General features: G+C 56.0%; 10 protein-coding genes. 8 read left to right on the forward strand and 2 right to left on the reverse strand.

The window, feature by feature from the left end; genetic code table 11:
* The first annotated feature begins 115 nt into the window (after positions 1 to 115).
* From Q0903_RS05325 to Q0903_RS05340, 4 genes are all read left to right on the forward strand, one after another.
* Positions 116 to 1207, forward strand: coding sequence for a cupin domain-containing protein (locus Q0903_RS05325; protein ID WP_299413469.1), 1092 nt, complete (start codon positions 116 to 118; stop codon positions 1205 to 1207).
* 260 nt (positions 1208 to 1467) lie between these two features.
* A complete protein-coding gene (locus tag Q0903_RS05330; protein ID WP_299413472.1) occupies positions 1468 to 3609 on the forward strand; it encodes a SulP family inorganic anion transporter in 2142 nt (713 codons plus the stop codon).
* A gap of 75 nt (positions 3610 to 3684) precedes the next feature.
* Complete coding sequence (locus Q0903_RS05335) at positions 3685 to 4398, forward strand: cyclic nucleotide-binding domain-containing protein (RefSeq protein WP_299413475.1); 714 nt, start codon at positions 3685 to 3687, stop codon at positions 4396 to 4398.
* Positions 4399 to 4466: 68 nt separating this feature from the next.
* Positions 4467 to 8366, forward strand: a complete 3900-nt coding sequence (locus tag Q0903_RS05340; protein WP_299413477.1) for an AAA and adenylate/guanylate cyclase domain-containing protein — start codon at positions 4467 to 4469, stop codon at positions 8364 to 8366.
* A 7-nt stretch (positions 8367 to 8373) separates the two neighbouring features.
* Here the strand turns inward: Q0903_RS05340 and Q0903_RS05345 are convergent, their stop codons facing one another.
* Positions 8374 to 10860 (reverse strand): FAD-dependent oxidoreductase, encoded by a 2487-nt coding sequence (locus Q0903_RS05345; protein WP_299413480.1) that lies wholly within the window; start codon positions 10858 to 10860, stop codon positions 8374 to 8376.
* A gap of 143 nt (positions 10861 to 11003) precedes the next feature.
* Positions 11004 to 11678 (reverse strand): DUF1045 domain-containing protein, encoded by a 675-nt coding sequence (locus Q0903_RS05350; RefSeq protein ID WP_299413482.1) that lies wholly within the window; start codon positions 11676 to 11678, stop codon positions 11004 to 11006.
* A 159-nt stretch (positions 11679 to 11837) separates the two neighbouring features.
* Here Q0903_RS05350 and Q0903_RS05355 point away from each other — a divergent pair, with 159 nt between their 5' ends.
* From Q0903_RS05355 to Q0903_RS05370, 4 genes are read left to right on the forward strand one after another with little or no spacing between them, the layout of a single operon-like run.
* Positions 11838 to 12536, forward strand: a complete 699-nt coding sequence (locus Q0903_RS05355; protein ID WP_299413485.1) for a GntR family transcriptional regulator — start codon at positions 11838 to 11840, stop codon at positions 12534 to 12536.
* The gene (locus Q0903_RS05360; RefSeq protein WP_299413486.1) at positions 12526 to 13434 is read left to right on the forward strand and encodes a dihydrodipicolinate synthase family protein; all 909 of its coding nucleotides are present in this window, start codon (positions 12526 to 12528) and stop codon (positions 13432 to 13434) included. Before Q0903_RS05355 ends, Q0903_RS05360 begins: the two co-directional genes overlap by 11 nt.
* Positions 13431 to 14909: an aldehyde dehydrogenase gene (locus Q0903_RS05365; RefSeq protein WP_299413488.1), complete on the forward strand. Its 1479-nt coding sequence runs from the start codon at positions 13431 to 13433 to the stop codon at positions 14907 to 14909. The genes Q0903_RS05360 and Q0903_RS05365 overlap by 4 nt, the downstream gene beginning before the upstream one ends.
* A complete protein-coding gene (locus tag Q0903_RS05370) occupies positions 14906 to 16456 on the forward strand; it encodes a trimethylamine methyltransferase family protein (RefSeq protein ID WP_299413490.1) in 1551 nt (516 codons plus the stop codon). Before Q0903_RS05365 ends, Q0903_RS05370 begins: the two co-directional genes overlap by 4 nt.
* Position 16457: the final 1 nt, after the last annotated feature.

The raw sequence follows: 16457 nt of genomic DNA on the forward strand, positions 1-16457 counted from the left end.
CCAGTATTGCGCAGGACATGGGCAGCAATGGGGCCGTGGCGGGGTATCTCTTTGCGGATTGAGTGCGCCAGAAAAAGCTGGCAGGCTCCGGGCAACACAGCCACAGGACACCGCCATGACCGATACGCCGATCCTTGCCGAATTTGTGCTGCCCACGGACGAGCTGCGCGATGATTTGCCCTTTTACACCAAGACCCTTGGCATGCGGCTTGAAAATATCTTCCCCGCCGACGACCCTTCTGTGGCCAGCTTTTCGGGTCACGGCATCCGGCTACGCATCGAAAAGGGCGCGGATGTGCCTGCGGGGCATCTGCGTATTTTGACCGACAATGTGGCGGGCTTTGCCGATGGCGCACAAGAGTTGACGGCCCCCAATGGCACGCGCATCTCTATCGTGCCACTGACCCCACAGGTCGAACATATTACCACGCAGCACGAATTTGCCGTGCGTCGTTTGGCCGACGAGGCACCATGGGTGATCGGGCGTGCGGGCATGCATTATCGCGATCTAATCCCCTCACGGCTGGGTGGCTCGATCATCGCGAGCCACATCCGCATCCCCGATGGCGGCCCGGTGCCTGATATGGTGCATTACCATACCGTCGGGTTTCAGCTGATCTATTGCTACCGTGGATGGGTCGATGTGTTGTACGAGGATCAGGGCGATATGATCCGCCTGCACGCAGGTGATTGCGTCACCCAACCCCCTGGCATTCGCCACCGCGTCGTTGAGGCATCGCCGAACATCGAAGTGATCGAAATTGGTGTACCTGCCGAGCATGTGACCACCATCGACCATGATTTTACGCTGCCCAACGGCAAGGGCGACCCGCTGCGCGAATGGGACGGGCAGACCTTTGTGCATCACGTGGCTGCAAAAGGTACATGGCAGCCAGCCCCAATCACAGGGTTTGACGCGCAAGACACGGGCATTACCGCAGGGACAAAAGGCATCGCTGGCATTCACGTGTTGCGGCGCGGCGATGGCACACCGCCTGCATGGACGCACAACGCGGACATCCATTTCACGTTCGTGATGCAGGGCACGATGACTTTGCACGCCTTGGGGCAGGACGACCGTACGCTCGAGGCGGGAGACGGCTTTGTCATTCCGCCTGACATGACCGTGCAATATCTCGATCCGTCCAGCGACCTTGAGCTGTTGCAGGTGGCCTTGCGCGGCGACTACGAGACAACGCTGGTATAAGGGAGCCAAACGCATATGCGTTGAGACTAGCAACCGTGGGTCTTATGACCCGCCCGCGCGTTGAAACCGCGCGCCAGTCGCTTGACCGAAGGGAAATTATCTAGAGACAAGTCCGTACAGATGTGTTCTTTATTTTACGGTGCGCGTGAATTGGCAGCGCCTTGCACGTATTTGTGCCGCTTTTCTTTTGCCAATACCTGCGAATTTGAAACAGACATGTGCCAGCAGCCAAACGGCAGCATGCTCTGCAGGAGGAAGCCTTGGCACATTTTATAAAGAGCGGATTCAGCGCGTTGTTTGTGGCGATTGTATCAGCCGTATTCGCAATCTCGTTCGCTGCAATCATATACAAAGGTGAACTGGCCCCCTATCTGGATCGCGGCATTGGTCTGACTTTGCTGGGCTGTACAGCCATCGCGCTTATTGGGGCCTTTACCTTATCCTATCGCGGCTCGATTCTTGCAGCGCAGGATGTCCCCGCGATTCTACTGTCTGGTGCTGCGGGGACACTGGTCGCTGTGGGCGGACTAGAGGGCGAAGTATTGTTTGCAACTGTTGTTGCTCTGACAATTGTTGCCTCGCTTGCTACAGGCCTTTCCGCCATCATCATCGGACATCTGAAATTGGCCTTTATTGCGCGGTTTATCCCTTACCCTGTGCTGGCAGGCTTTCTTGCCTCTACAGGGCTGCTGCTGGTTATCGGAGGTTTGGGCGTCGGGCTGGGCAGCTCAACAACAGTTGAAAGCTGGGCAGGGTATTTCGAGCGTGACACGATGATGAAATGGATCCCTGTGATGATTGCGGCGATCCTGCTGGTGACCGTCACCCGAAGGTTTGAAAATGATCTGACGCTGCCGCTGGCACTGACAGCTACAGCGATGGGTTTCTACGTCCTGATCTGGGGTTTCGGCATGAACATGGACGCCGCCCGCGCCGAGGGATTTTTGCTGGGTCCGTTCTCGCAAGGAAACCTGCTGTCCGAGGTATCGCCCGCGATGGTCGCTTCTGTTGACTGGCAAGCCATCGCATTACAAGCGCCGGTGATCGTGACAATCGTCGCGACCTGCCTGCTGGGCACAACACTTAATGCATCGGGGCTGGAACTGGCGCTCAAGCGCGATTTTGACATCAACACCGAAGTCAAAGGCGTAGGCCTTGGCAATCTGGCCTCGGGGCTGTGTGGCGGCATCCCGGGCTATCACCTTGTCGCCGAAAGCCTGCTCGCGTCGCGCTTGGGCCTTGTGGGCAGTATCGCAGGGATCAGCAGCGCCGCAGGCTGCGCCCTTATCCTTGTGTTCGGCGCGAATATTCTGTCGGGCCTACCCATCGGGTTGTTTGCGGCTGTACTGGCCTTTCTGGGTCTTGATCTGCTCGTAAGTTGGGTTTGGGAAGAACGCAGCCGACTGACAACAATCGACTTTGCCATTGTGATCTGCATCCCCGTGATTGCGGTCACGTTCAGCTTTCTCACCGCTGTGGGTGTCGGCCTTTTGGTTGCTTGCGGTTTCTTCATCATCTCCTACTCAAAGCTCAACGTGATTCATTCCGAAACCGACCTGAGCGTCCGACGCTCTTATGTCGAGCGACCGGATTACGAACTGGGCGTGCTAGAGACAGTGGGACGGCAAGTCCGAATTGTGGAGTTGCGCGGATTTCTCTTCTTTGGGTCGGCAAATACCCTGCGCGAAAGGATACAAACGATCGTCAGCGCCCCTGACACCGATGTGCGATACCTGATCGTGGATTTTAAATCGGTGACTGGCATTGATGTATCTACCTTGCGCAGCCTTGAGCGTATGGCGACAGATTGCGCCACCAACGCTGTCTCGTTGAGATTTTCAAACCTGCCTGACGCCACACAGGCAGAATTACAAAAATCCCTGCCCCCCGATCTAGCAGATTTCGCCCCCTCACGAGAGAGCGCGCTGGAGGCGGCGGAAGACACCCTGATTGCCGCGCATAAAACAGCAGAGGATGCGCAATCACAGATCAGCCTCGACACCTTGATCGCCGAGTATGAAGTGGACAGCCTTGTTGAACGGATGGTGCTTGAGGCAGGCGAATTACTATTGAAATACGGCAGTACATCGACGGATATATTCTATCTGCACTCAGGCGCGCTCAGCGTACAGGTGCCACGGGATAACGGTGACGTTTCGGTTGTCGCAAAGATTCGCGCGGGCTCCATCATCGGCGAGATGGCCTATTACTCAGGACGCGTGAGATCTGCAGATATCTGCGCCAGCACACGGTCACAACTGCTGCGTATCGATATGGCAAAGATGACTGCAATAGGAACGCAAAAGCCTGAACTGGCCCTTGAATTTCACCGGCTTATCGCGCGTCACATGGCACGCCGCTTGCGCCGCACGACATTGCTGCTGCGTGATCTGGGAATGTAGGTCTGCAATGATCATTTGACTCGGCTCGCTATTGCCTGCCACGTTGATTTCCAAGCGACTAATGAAAGCCCGACGATGGACCAAACCTTTAGCTCTATGTTCGATATCATCGGCCTGTTTGGTGTCGGATTTTATGTGGCTGCATATGCGGCGCTGCAAATAGGCCTCGTGCGGGGAACGGGCTATATCTATATCCTGCTCAATCTGGCAGCCGCGTCTTTTGTGCTTGTATCGCTTACCAATGACTTCAACCTGTCATCAGCGATAATTCAGATCACTTGGATCGCAATCAGCCTATTTGGCCTATCCCGTACTTTTCTATTACTTCATTCCACGCATCTTACAGCCGAAGAGGCCGAGTTTGCAAAATCGAAGACGCCTGGTTTAACCAAACCTTCCGTGCGCAAGTTTTTCGATGCGGGCCTCTGGGTCGAGTACCTGCACGACACTGACGTAACCACCGAAGGCGCGCCACTAAGTGGCCTGATCTACCTACAATCAGGATCAGCGAACGTATCTCTGGGCGGTAATATCGTCGGGCAATTGCACGGTGGTGCCTTTGTCGGAGAGCTGACCTGCTTTGACGGCGGGCCAACCACCGCCTCGGTCACAATCGCGGCCGGGTCGCGCGTCTTTCGCATCTCGACTGACGCGCTGAATGCATTGTGCAAACGCAACGAGGATTTGAAATCAGCCCTCGAAAGCGCGATGCGCTCTGATACCCGTACCAAGCTGGTGGCTGCAAACCAGATGCTGAACCACCAGAATAAGATAACAGCAACGATTTAACTAAATGATGAACATGTGAAGCAAAGTTGGACAAAAGCGCCACTTCGTTGCTAGGGTTTCCGCAGTAAATGTTAACGGGGAGTCGCTGCGTGGAAGTAAAAGACAAACGGGATTTGTCGTATAACCCTGCAGAAATACACGCAAAAGTTGAATGCACCACCGCAGTCCTGCTTTTCATCGACATTGCCGGCTTTTCAAAAATGAGCGCCGATCTAGTCGCGCATGATACGCGCGGCGCCGAAGAGATAATGCGTGTTTTGAACACTGCCTTTGGTCTGTTCATCAATACGATCGCAGAAAACGGCGGTACCGTTGCGACAACGGCGGGTGACGCCCTTCTGGCCTTTTGGCAGGTAGGGGACGATCTGGGCCGCACCGCGCAAGCGGCGCAGAAGGCCGCACAAGATATCCGCGCTCTGCCCCAAACGCACGGTGCCAGCCACGCGTCAGTCACGGTGAAGATGCTGCTTGATTACGGGCCGCTCGACCTGATGACAGTTGGCGGGCATGCCGGGAAGTGGGCAAAACTTTTTGCCGGTGATCTGCTGGCTGAACTGAACGCACATGCTGCACAGCTATCGCCCAAGGCGATCACCCTAACACCCGCATTCGAGGCTGTTCTGGATCAAGCACAAGTCAACGATCTTGCACCGTCCCCAGCCGTTCATTTGCACGACAGTCTGGGGTACATCCAGCCAGCCCAATCGGAATCCATTACGCTCAGAAGACCAGCCGAGTTTCGGCAAGTGGCGGTTATGTTTGTCAAATTGCCACCTGCGCATCGGGGTGATCTGGCGCAGACACAAACAGTTGCAGAAACTGTCCAGAACGCGATAGCTACGCAAGGTGGCGCGCTGCTGCACTTCCAAAGTGACGATAAGGGGGTTGTCGGCATCGGCGTCTGGGGCATCCCCGACACTGCCCATGAAAGCCAGTCTGCCCGCGCGGTGTTTGCCGCGAACCAGATTGCATCACGCCTGACAGAGCGCGCCATTCCAGTACAGATCGGCGTGACCACCGGCAACGTGCTGGCAGGTGAGATCGGCAATGACCATTTCCGCCAATATACTGTTCTGTCCGAAGTCGTGAACCTCGCTTCGGTACTGGCAGTGCATGCTAAAAACGGTGAAGTGCTGTGCGATGCACATGTGGTGCAACATGCTGGCAGCCGGTTTACGTTCGAGCAGGCTAACGCTGTTCGATTAAAAGGAGAGACGCATACCGTCGCGGCCTTTACCCCGCTGTCCGAGCACCGCACCGACACTGTATTCGATCATGACCTGATCGGGCGCACAGCCGAATTTGAGACCTTTCGTTCCTTGTTTGAAGGGGCCGCGAAAAATGCACAGCCTCTTTTGCGTGTCTTGGCACCCGCAGGTCTGGGTAAATCACATCTCGGCGCGGCCTTTGGCCACTGGATGGCACAGCAGGGAATTCGCTGCCTCAACGGGGCGAGTGATGCATTGCGGCAGGCAGATGCCTATTGCGCATGGCGCCCTGTCTTTGCCCACCTAACCGAGGATCATCCGCGGGACAGCATCCAACAGCTTTTGGGTGAGAACATACAATACGCAGCCCTGCTTAATCCCGTGCTGGGAAGAGCGCAGGCCGAGACTGCGGCCAGCGAAACACTCAGCCCTGCTGCGCGCGCGCAACTGGCGGGTGATCTCACGATTGATCTGCTGCGCAAACTGATCGGAGATCAGCCCACAGCAATTATATTTGAAGACACACATTGGCTGGATTCCGCATCTTGGGGGCTGATCGCACAATGCCGTCGCCAGATACCAGAAGTGGCGATGCTGCTATTGACGCGGCCTGTGCCCGACGATGCAATGTCGATCACCGCCCTTACCCTGCTCCAAGGCGACGACGTTACCACGATTGAATTAAAGCCTTTTGACCGTGCTGGCTCGGACGCGCTGATCGGGGCACAGTTGGGCGCACAAGATATCCCGCCTGCGTTGGGCGCACGTGTATTCGAATTGGCAGGTGGCAACCCGCTTTTCACTAAAGAACTGACCAAACTTATTCTGGAGCAAGGGATTGTCCGTGTCGCAAACGGACATTGCCATATCTCGACAGGGCAAATTACGCTGGAGCATAGCGGTTTTCCCAAGAACCTCGGCGCGACCCTGGCTGAACGGATTGATACCCTACCGCTTGGCGCCCAGCGCTTGATAAAAGAGGCCGCCATTCAAGGGCGCAACGTCGACAAGACCGTATTGGCCAAAATGTACGGCACCGAAGATACCACATTTATACAATTACTTGACGACATCATCGCATCAGGACTGATGGAATATACCGATGGCGACACCTGCCGGTTCCACCACGCCCTGATCGCCGAGACGGCCTACGACCTGCTGCTGCGTGAAACCCGTCAGGCATTGCACCTCAAGGTTGCCGCGACAATGGAAAGCTGTGGTTTTGCCGACAGTCCCAACAGTGCCGGCTTGTTGGCCTACCACTGGGAAGCAGGGGGCGAAACGGCACGCGCATTGCCATACTTTGATCGCGCGCTGATCCGCGCCAGTGGGCAGCACGCCAACGAAGAAGTCTTACGATATGGCAAAAAGGCGCTTGAGCTGGGCAAACTGCATCCTGAGTTTGTGACGGATGAGCGCGCGATGCGGTGGCATAACGCACTACAAACAGCCTACCGCTCCCAAGGGCATCTGACCGGCACTGACGAGCATTTGCGCTCTATCATGGCAATCGCCGACAAGCCGCCCCCCCAAACAAGTGCATCCTACATTGGAGGTACGTTGCGAGAGTTCATCCGTCTAAAGACAGGGGGCAAAATCAAAGGATTGTCGCAGGAGGCCAAGCTGATTTCAGCCACCGCACATCTGACCAGCGCAGAAGTCGCCTATGACAGACAGGATACCTTGCGTGTTTTGCATGGCTCCTTACGGGGGGCGAACCTTGCATTTTCGGCTGAAGGCGACGCCGTCGAGATCGCGACGGCCAATGCCCAGATGGCAATGACAGCAGTCTTTATAAGGTTTGCGCTGAACGGGGATGCTTTTGCCGCGCGGTGCGAAAGAATGCTGCCAAATCTCGATGATGACCGCGCCAAATCATGGATTTTGGTTGTTCTTAGCTCTTATGAATTCTGCTCGGGGAGGTTTGACAAGTCGAATATCCATGCCGATGCAGCTATGGCCGCTGCGACCCGCTCACGCGAAGCAAAGAACTGGGAATACGCTGCTTCGGGAAAGGCGAATGTACTGCGCCTGCAGGCACAATTTGCCGAAACCGATGCCTTGGACAAAAAGGTTTATGACAGCGGCCATGACCGCGCGGTGCCACAGGTCAAGCTGTGGGGCACGGTAGGGCGGCTCAAGAACATGTGGATCACAAACCAGTTCGATTTGTTCGAACAGTGGATAGACCGCTCTGCATCGCTATTGTCCGATGATCTTAACAAACTGAATTCAGCTGCATCCAACACGATTGGCCATCATATCTTCTCGGCGCTGAATGATATTCGCCTTGGCAATTCCGAACGTGCCTTTGGCGATTTGATGATCACCAAAAGACTGTTTGAAGGGTTGCGTGACCCGCAGGTCTATATGGTGGATCCGCTAAGCTATATTATGGATGCGGTGCGCGGATTGCGCCACGCCGGAAGGGACACCGCCGATATTCTCCCCCTGACCGACTTTGTTCTGAAAAGCGCCAAGAAGGTACACCACTTGTATCCGATGTGCTGGGCGCGGCGGCATCTGGCCCAAGGCGATTGGCACGAGGCGCGCGGCCAGTTGGCCAAAGCCATAAAGCACTGGCAACTCGCAACCGCTACTGACGGCCCCGTTGACCTGCCCTTTGACAATGCAATGGCGCATTACAGGCTCGCCCAGTTCGGCAAGCTGGGCAGCGCACAGAGCGCGGACCACGAGCGGGCGGTCACAGATATTCTGGACCGCCTTAACGTGGAATTGCCCGTGTCATGGTCTCTGTAACGCTGTCCTAGTCAATCAGATAAGGATCAAGGCTAAACCGTATCATCGCGATTTTGGGATCAGCTGCATCATTGGCAAGGCGGATTTCAATCGTCATCTGTGATGTGAACGGTTTACCCGTGCTGGGCGTTGTTCCCGAAATATCCAACCCCAACATGATGGTCAGCTGCTGCGGCCCCAACCCGAATGTTTTGAGCTTGGCTCCGTTTGTTAGAGGTGCCGCTGCCAAACGGTTCATCATCAACTGGAAACCCGCAACACCAAGATGTGGGCCTTTGGGAATTGTTTTGCCCCCCGGACCATAGATCACGGCGTTCTCGAATGCTGCCGACAACGTGCTGTTGGCACCGCCCAGCACCGCTTCAATCTCTTTTATAACGGGCGCAAAATGATCCTCGGTAACGTACGTAGGTGCCGACGCGGGAGCAGCACTGACCAATGCGTCAATTTCGGCTGAGTCCATAATCAAGCGGTCTGACTTGATCAATGCTGGTCCTTCATCGGGGTCGGTAAATTCGAACAGCATCGTGGCTGCCATATCCTTGAACGGTCGCCCGTTCGTGTTGACCGTGCCCGTCACCTTGAAGGTTGCAAAACCGGTGTTGCGTTCAACATCAACTGCGATCGTTTCCACCGCCACTTGTGAGATCGCAAAGAAGAACCCCATGCGCACATAGAATTCGACAGTACCCTCCTGCCCGATATAGCCTATCTTGCCGTCAGGTGTTGTTGGCAGGGCGGCCCCTCCCGGCCCTTGGAAGTTACAGTCGTCCGTTAGCGCAGGCCATTCAAGCATGGGCACCTGCATCTCGATCGCCTTCATGATCTGATTGATACAGGTCTTCATCTCGATCTCGCGAGAGAAGGTATCGGGGGCGGGTATCTGCTTTGTGCCCAACTGCTCTAGAATCTGGATCGCAACGGTTTCGCCGGACCAGATCGCACCCGACATATACCCATTAGAGACAAGCGCCCCTTCGGTAGAGGCAAAGTAGAGGCCTGTTTTCTCTGCGTATGCGCCATTGCCCGGTGTCAAAAGAACCTCGTTTCGGTTCTTCAAAAACTCGCCCGGACCAAAATGCGCAGCAGGGCACCCCATCGAGTATTGCTCAGCGTTCCAGTCAAGCTCGTTATACACGGGGTTGTGGCCAGCCAGCTTGCCCACAGGATCAAATAGCTTTGAAAGAATATCCATCACAGCAGCTTCGCGATCGGACTTGGTGGGCAGATTCCGTGCAGCATCCCCCACAACAAAGGCAAAGAGCGCAGGCTGCCCTTCGGCAGAACAGTTATCCATCGTCCAAACCACAGGACCATCAGTACACAGCGCATCACCCGACAGACCATATTCTGCAACATTGACCTCGTCAGGCATCGGCAGACCGTTTATGCGCCCTGTCCGCTGGTTGGTATCATTGCGCCAGAACGCGGTGTCAAAGGTGACATAGCTCATCACCATATGCGAGTTTGGCATCGCATCCGCGATGCTGGAGCGGTCCAGAATGACGTTGTTGTTCGCGTCATAGTATTTGATCGTATTGCTGAGTTTTGGCGACATGGCGACCAACAGTTGACCGGCGGTGCAGATCTGGCTGCCCCCCACAATCACATCGGTAAATTCGCCCTGTGCATTCATGCGCAAGCTCTCGACCGGCTCACCCAATCTGATGCAGCCAGGTTGCAACACCTCCAGCTTTTCCGTGAGCGTCAGCGCAATGGACTGCGCACCATCCTTCAAGCGATAGCCCTGCGCACCCTGAACAGGAAAACGCAAAGATTGGAACATCTGCAATCCGCCACTGGAGCGGATATAGAACATCAGCCACAGCATCGAAATCTCTTCAGGCTCGGCTGAAAACCCAACGCGGCAGAGCATCCGTGTCAACGCCCGAAACGCGTTCGGGATATTACCGAAGTCTGTTGTGATCGAACCCACATCAGGCTGGACTGGTACGCCATAGCCAGGCAAGTCGGTGCGGCAAACCCAATCCCAGACCGACAGTTTGTCCAAGGCCTCGGCGTTAGGCGTCTTCTCAGGGGAGGTCAGCCAGACTGATTGTGACAGCTGCTCGAGATACAGAATATAGGCTTGGCCTGCGGCCGATTTCGGGATCGTTGTGCCGATATAGGTCTCGATGTCGGGACTGGCAGTGTCCATCTTTGAGGCCTGAAAATTCGCGCCCTGCCCTGCCCAGAACTTATCGGGCGTGGGCATTACATTTTCGGGGCCTTCGTACTGCTTGAAGGTCTCTAGCCCCAGTTCCTCTACCATGTTCCAGACGGAGGCTTGGTATGCTTCATGCCCGATGAAATGCGCCCCTAGGTCAAAATGGCTGGGCTTGCCCTGATAGGTATCGGTGACTGTCAGCGTACGTCCGCCCACGCGGTTCCGCGCCTCGAGCACCAGAACGCTTTTGCCAGCTTGCGCACAGCGATATGCAGCCGTTAGACCGGTCAATCCGGCGCCAGCTACAACGAGGTCATAATGATCCATGAATCAATTCCTTAAATATATCCGTCAGCCCCCACAGACACAGCATCGCAACACTGCAACTTCTTGTCTGACGTTAGGGAAGGATCATCCACATACTTTGTTAACTATCAAAGCACTTTCTTAAGAGGCGCCAGAATTATGTCTCAAGATATCAAGGCAAACCGCTCAACCTGATGGAACATGCCCTGCGCGTCTTGGCCCATGATTGTGATGGCGTCCATCAAATGCGGATCAGGCAATAGGGGCATGACCTGTGGCGCAAGCCCATCCATGACGGTCTGCGCTTGCGCAGGTTTTATCCGTCCTGTGAGGGTCAGATGAAAGTGATAGTCGTCAAAGATATACGGATAACCCCATTCCAGCATCTGCGCATCCTGTCGCGCGCTCAGCCGTGCCTTGCGGCGCTGCGCAATTGCGGCCTCCTCTAACGGTGCGCGCAGCGGATCAAACTGTCGAACCACAGCAGCCGCCAGTGCCCGCAACGCAGGCTGATCGGCAAGAGGACGGAGCGCAATAAAACCGTTTTCATAGCGCAGCGCCAACCGACCCAGATCAACCGCCGGTGTATGCGCCGCAAAGTCCTGCGCTATCTGGTAAAGATCATCGGGCGATTTACCGTGCCTAAGGTGAAACGGCGCTTTGAGCGTGGCATGCAGCCCGTACCTGCGAGGTTTGGCAGTCATCGCCGCGATGTCGGGAATATCCAACGGCGGATGATGCACCGCATGACCTGCCCCATTATCCCATCCCAGCCAAGCAGCGCCGAACTGTGCCAAAGCCCCTGATGGGCAATAGAAAATCGCGTACCGCTCAAACATTCGCATTTCCCTGATCCCGCTGCCTCCACACTCTAACGCTGCGGTCCCGGCGTGACAAACCAGACAGTTGTTTTTGCAATCGCAATATCGCGCGAAAAACAGGAAGTTGACACCGTCTGTATGATGTTTGTATACAATTTGTACAACACTGGAGTCCTCATGAACAAAAAGACCCTTTGCGTCGAAGACCTACGCAAGCGCATCCTTTCGCAAGACATCGCTCCGGGCTCTGATCTGGACGAGGTGAGCCTGTCACAGCGCTATGGTATTTCTCGGACGCCATTGCGTGAAATTCTGCACCGTCTTGCAGGTGACGGCTATGTGCGGTTGGAGGAAAACCGCGGTGCCAAGGTTGTCTCGATGGACCTTTCGGTAATGCGGGTCTTTTTCCAGACCGCGCCACTGGTCTATTCCTCGGTTGCGCGTCAGGCCGCGGAAAACCGGACCGGCAGACAGCTGGACGACCTGAAGGAAACGCAAGCAGCGTTCACGATTGCAGCCAAGGCCCGCGAGACAGAGCAGGCAGCCCTTCTGAATCACCGCTTCCACGAAATCATCGGTGAAATGGCTCAAAACCCGTATCTTTTTGCAAGCCTCAAGCGGATGTTGATCGACCATACACGGCTAAGCCAGACATTCTTTCGCCCTCACTCGGAGGCGGATGTGGGGCGGGTCAGCAAAGCTATAGATCAGCACGATGCCATGATCTCGGCGATAGAGGCGCGCGAGCCGTCCTTGGCAATCGATTTGACCCTGCAGCACTGGGATTTATCGCGTGACCAGATCGAAAACTATGTCCGCCCTGATCCATTGCCGTTGGACGTTATTTCAATGAAAGACCACAAGAATGCAGTTTGAAGGAATCTACACCCCTGTTGTTACGCCTTACCACGACGACTTTTCATGCAACGAGGCGGCGCTGGCCCAAACCATCGAGTATCTGATCGCGGCTGGTGTGCACGGTTTGGTGATTGCAGGCTCTACCGGTGAATACTACGCCCAGACCGAGGAAGAGCGGGTGTGGATGATGAACCGCTGCGCCGAATTGATCGCGGGGCGCGTGCCGATGATCGTGGGCACGGGCGCTATTCGGACCGAAGACAGTATCCGCTACGCACAAGCTGCCAAGTCCGCAGGTGCGGACGCGCTGCTGGTCGCAACCCCCCCCTACGCCTACCCCACGGGCCGCGAAATTGCCCTGCATGCACTGGCTATAGACCGCGCAGCCAACCTGCCTGTGATGCTCTACAACTACCCCGGCCGTATGTCGGTCAGCATGGACGAGGAAACACTGGATCGTCTGGGCCGCAGCCCGAATTTCTGCGCGATCAAGGAAAGCTCGGGGGATATCAACCGTGTGCATCTGCTGGCACGCAGTTACCCCCACATCGCAATGAGTTGCGGAATGGATGATCAGGCGCTGGAGTTTTTTGCATGGGGCGCACGATCATGGGTCTGTGCGGGGTCAAACTTTGCTCCCGAAGCGCACATCGCGCTCTACCGCGCATGTGTGGTCGAGGGGGACTTTACCAAGGGCCGCGCAATCATGTCTGCGATGCTGCCCCTGATGAGCGTGCTGGAGCAAGGTGGCAAGTTTGTTCAATGCATCAAATACGGCCTAACCCTGCGCGGCATTGATGCAGGCCCGCCACGCAAACCACTGCAACCGCTCGACAAGGATGACAAACGCCAGTTGGCCGAAGTGATCCGCACTATGAACACCACGCTCAGTGCCATCACAGGAGAGGCGATATGACCGATCTGCTCACCCATGCTGAATACCGCGCCATTGCGCAAAACCTCGACGTTCCCCGTGCCGCTTTTATCGACGGGAAATACCGCGCAGGTACAGGTGCCACATTCATCACAACCAATCCCGCCACGGGCGATGCTATCGCCCAGATTGCAGGCTGCGGCGCGCAGGATGTCGATTTTGCGGTTGAAAAAGCGCGCGGAGCTTTCGACCAAGGCACTTGGTCAAAACGCCACCCTTCCGACCGTAAAGACGTTCTGATCCAGTTCTGCAAACTGCTGACCCGCAACCGCCGCGAATTGGCCGTGATGGAGAGCCTTGATAGCGGCAAACCGATCCTTGATTGCGAGACTGTCGATATCCCCGAAACCATCGCCTGCATCAAATGGCACGCCGAGGCCGTAGATAAGATTTATGATCAAACCAGCCCGACGGGAGACGACGCTCTGTCAGTGATTGTGCGCGAACCTATTGGCGTAGTCGGTGCCGTGCTGCCGTGGAATTTCCCGTTGATGATGCTGGCGTGGAAAATTGGCCCCGCGCTGGCCGCCGGTTGCAGCGTGATTGTCAAACCCGCCGAGCAGACATCGCTGACAGCCTTGCGGGTGGCGGAGTTAGCCACCGAAGCTGGCGTGCCGCATGGGGTTTTACAGGTTTTACCTGGTGATGGTCCATCCGTAGGAGAGCCACTGGGCCGCCACATGGATGTGGACATGGTCAGCTTTACCGGCTCAACCGAGACGGGGCGGCGTTTTCTGCATTATGCAGCGGACAGCAACCTTAAGAAAATCGTACTGGAATGCGGTGGCAAGAACCCTGCCGTCGTGTTCGATGATGCGGAAAATCTGGATCACGTTGCCGCCCATGTGGTCAATGCCGCCTTTTGGAACGGCGGGCAGAACTGTTCGGCAACCTCGCGATTGATAGTGCATAAGGATGTCAAAGACGCATTGATTCAGCGGATACAGGCGCGCCTGCGCGACTGGAAAACAGGTGATCCGCTTGACCCCGCCCACCATATCGGCGCGATGATCGATGCAGACCACTGTGCAAAAGTACGCAGTTTTCTGGAAGCGACAGATCGCGGTGAGGGACCTTTTATTGCGCCAATAATTTATGACGTAGCCAAAGACGACCCACGCGCCCACGAGGAGATTTTCGGGCCTGTGCTGTCGATCATTACCGCTGGTAGCAATGACGAGGCCATCGAAATTGCCAACCAAACGGTGTACGGCTTGGCGGCAAGTGTGTTCACCGCCAATACCCGCCGCGCGATCCGTGCAGCGCGTGATATTCGCGCAGGCACTGTGACTGTGAATTGCTACGGCGAAGGCGATATCGCTACACCATTCGGCGGCTACAAGCAGTCGGGTTTTGGCGGGCGGGACAATGGCATTCATGCCCATGACCAATTCACCGAGATCAAGACAATCTGGATTGACCTGACCGACCCGACCGACGGGGATAACATCGCATGAGCGTTGATGCAGTCGGCACCACGCGGCGCGGGCGCGGGGCGCGCCGTGCCATTCGCCAGCAGCGCGACACCCAGATGTTGCCCGCTTTGAAACGCGGCATCCCGCTAACAGAACCCATGTCCCCCGAACAAGTCGCACGGATTGACGAAGCCTCTCTCGCTATTCTCGAGGACGTAGGCGTGGTGTTTCGCGATGAAATCGCACTTGCCGACTGGAAACGCGCAGGTGCCGATGTGCGTGGAGAGCGGGTGCATATTGATCGGGGTCTTTTGCGCGAACTCATCGCCAGCATACCCGCATCCTTTACGTATCACGCCCGCAATCCGGCCAACAACCTGCCCTTTGGCAATGATCATGCGATATTTGTGCCCATGACCGGCGCACCCTACCTGCGCGGTCTGGATGATGTGCGGCGCAACCCGACGCTCAAGGATTTGGGCGATTTTCACAAGCTGAGCCATATGCTGCCTGCGATCCATTCCTCGGCGCACCATATCGTCGAGCCGTATGATCACCCGATCAGCCAGCGACATCTGCGCATTACCTACAGTTCGATGAAGTATTCGGACAAAACCTTTATGGGCATGACCACCAGCCCCAAGAACGCCGAGGACGTGATGGAGATGTGCGCCATCCTGTTTGGCGCTGACTATATGCAGACCCACCCCGTCGTGACGGGAAACTGCAATGGCAATTCGCCGTTGGTCTGGGACGAGACGATGCTGGGCGCGATGCGGGCTTTTGCGAAGTATAATCAGCCTGTTTTGTGTTCGCCTTTTGTGTTGGGCGGGGCCAACACACCTGCGGGGGTTGCGCCTTCGGTGGCACAACTCAACGCCGAGGCGCTGAGCGGCCTTGCCTATACCCAAGTCATCCGAAAAGGAATGCCTGCAATCTATGGTCACTACCTGTCAACGGTTTCAATGAAATCGGGCGCACCCATGGCAGGCACGCCGGAAATCAGCCTGATGAATATGATGATCGGCCAGATGGCACGGCACTATAATGTGCCGTGGCGCACGTCGAACACGCTGGGCGGGGCCAAGACGTTTGATGCCCAAGCAGGATACGAGAGTGCCACAACCATGATGTCGGTCCTGATGTCTGGCGCAAATTACATCTGGCATTCCGCTGGCTGGAACGAAGCGGGCATGCACTGCTCCATGGCGAAATTCGTTGTGGATGCCGAGCAATGCGCGATGGGCCACCGCATGGCAACAGGCATAAACTGGTCTGATTTCGACGAAGGGATGCAAGCTGTGCGCGATGTGGGGCCAGGCGGGCACTATCTAGGCCACCCCCATACATTGGAGAACTTTCAGCAGGCATTTTTCATGCCCGAGATGTTCGACAATGACAGCATTGAGCAATGGCAAGCCAACGGCGCGGTCGAGATCAACGAGCGCGCGCTGAAACGCGCACAAGACCTGCTGAACGAATACGAAGAGCCCTCACTGGACGCTGCAACGAGTGATGCATTACTGGATTACATCGCCCGCCGCGAAAGGGAGATACCCGCAGCAGATGCGCTGAATCAGGACCTATAGA

Source organism: uncultured Sulfitobacter sp., assembly GCF_947502895.1.
In the GTDB taxonomy this organism is placed as follows: domain Bacteria; phylum Pseudomonadota; class Alphaproteobacteria; order Rhodobacterales; family Rhodobacteraceae; genus Sulfitobacter.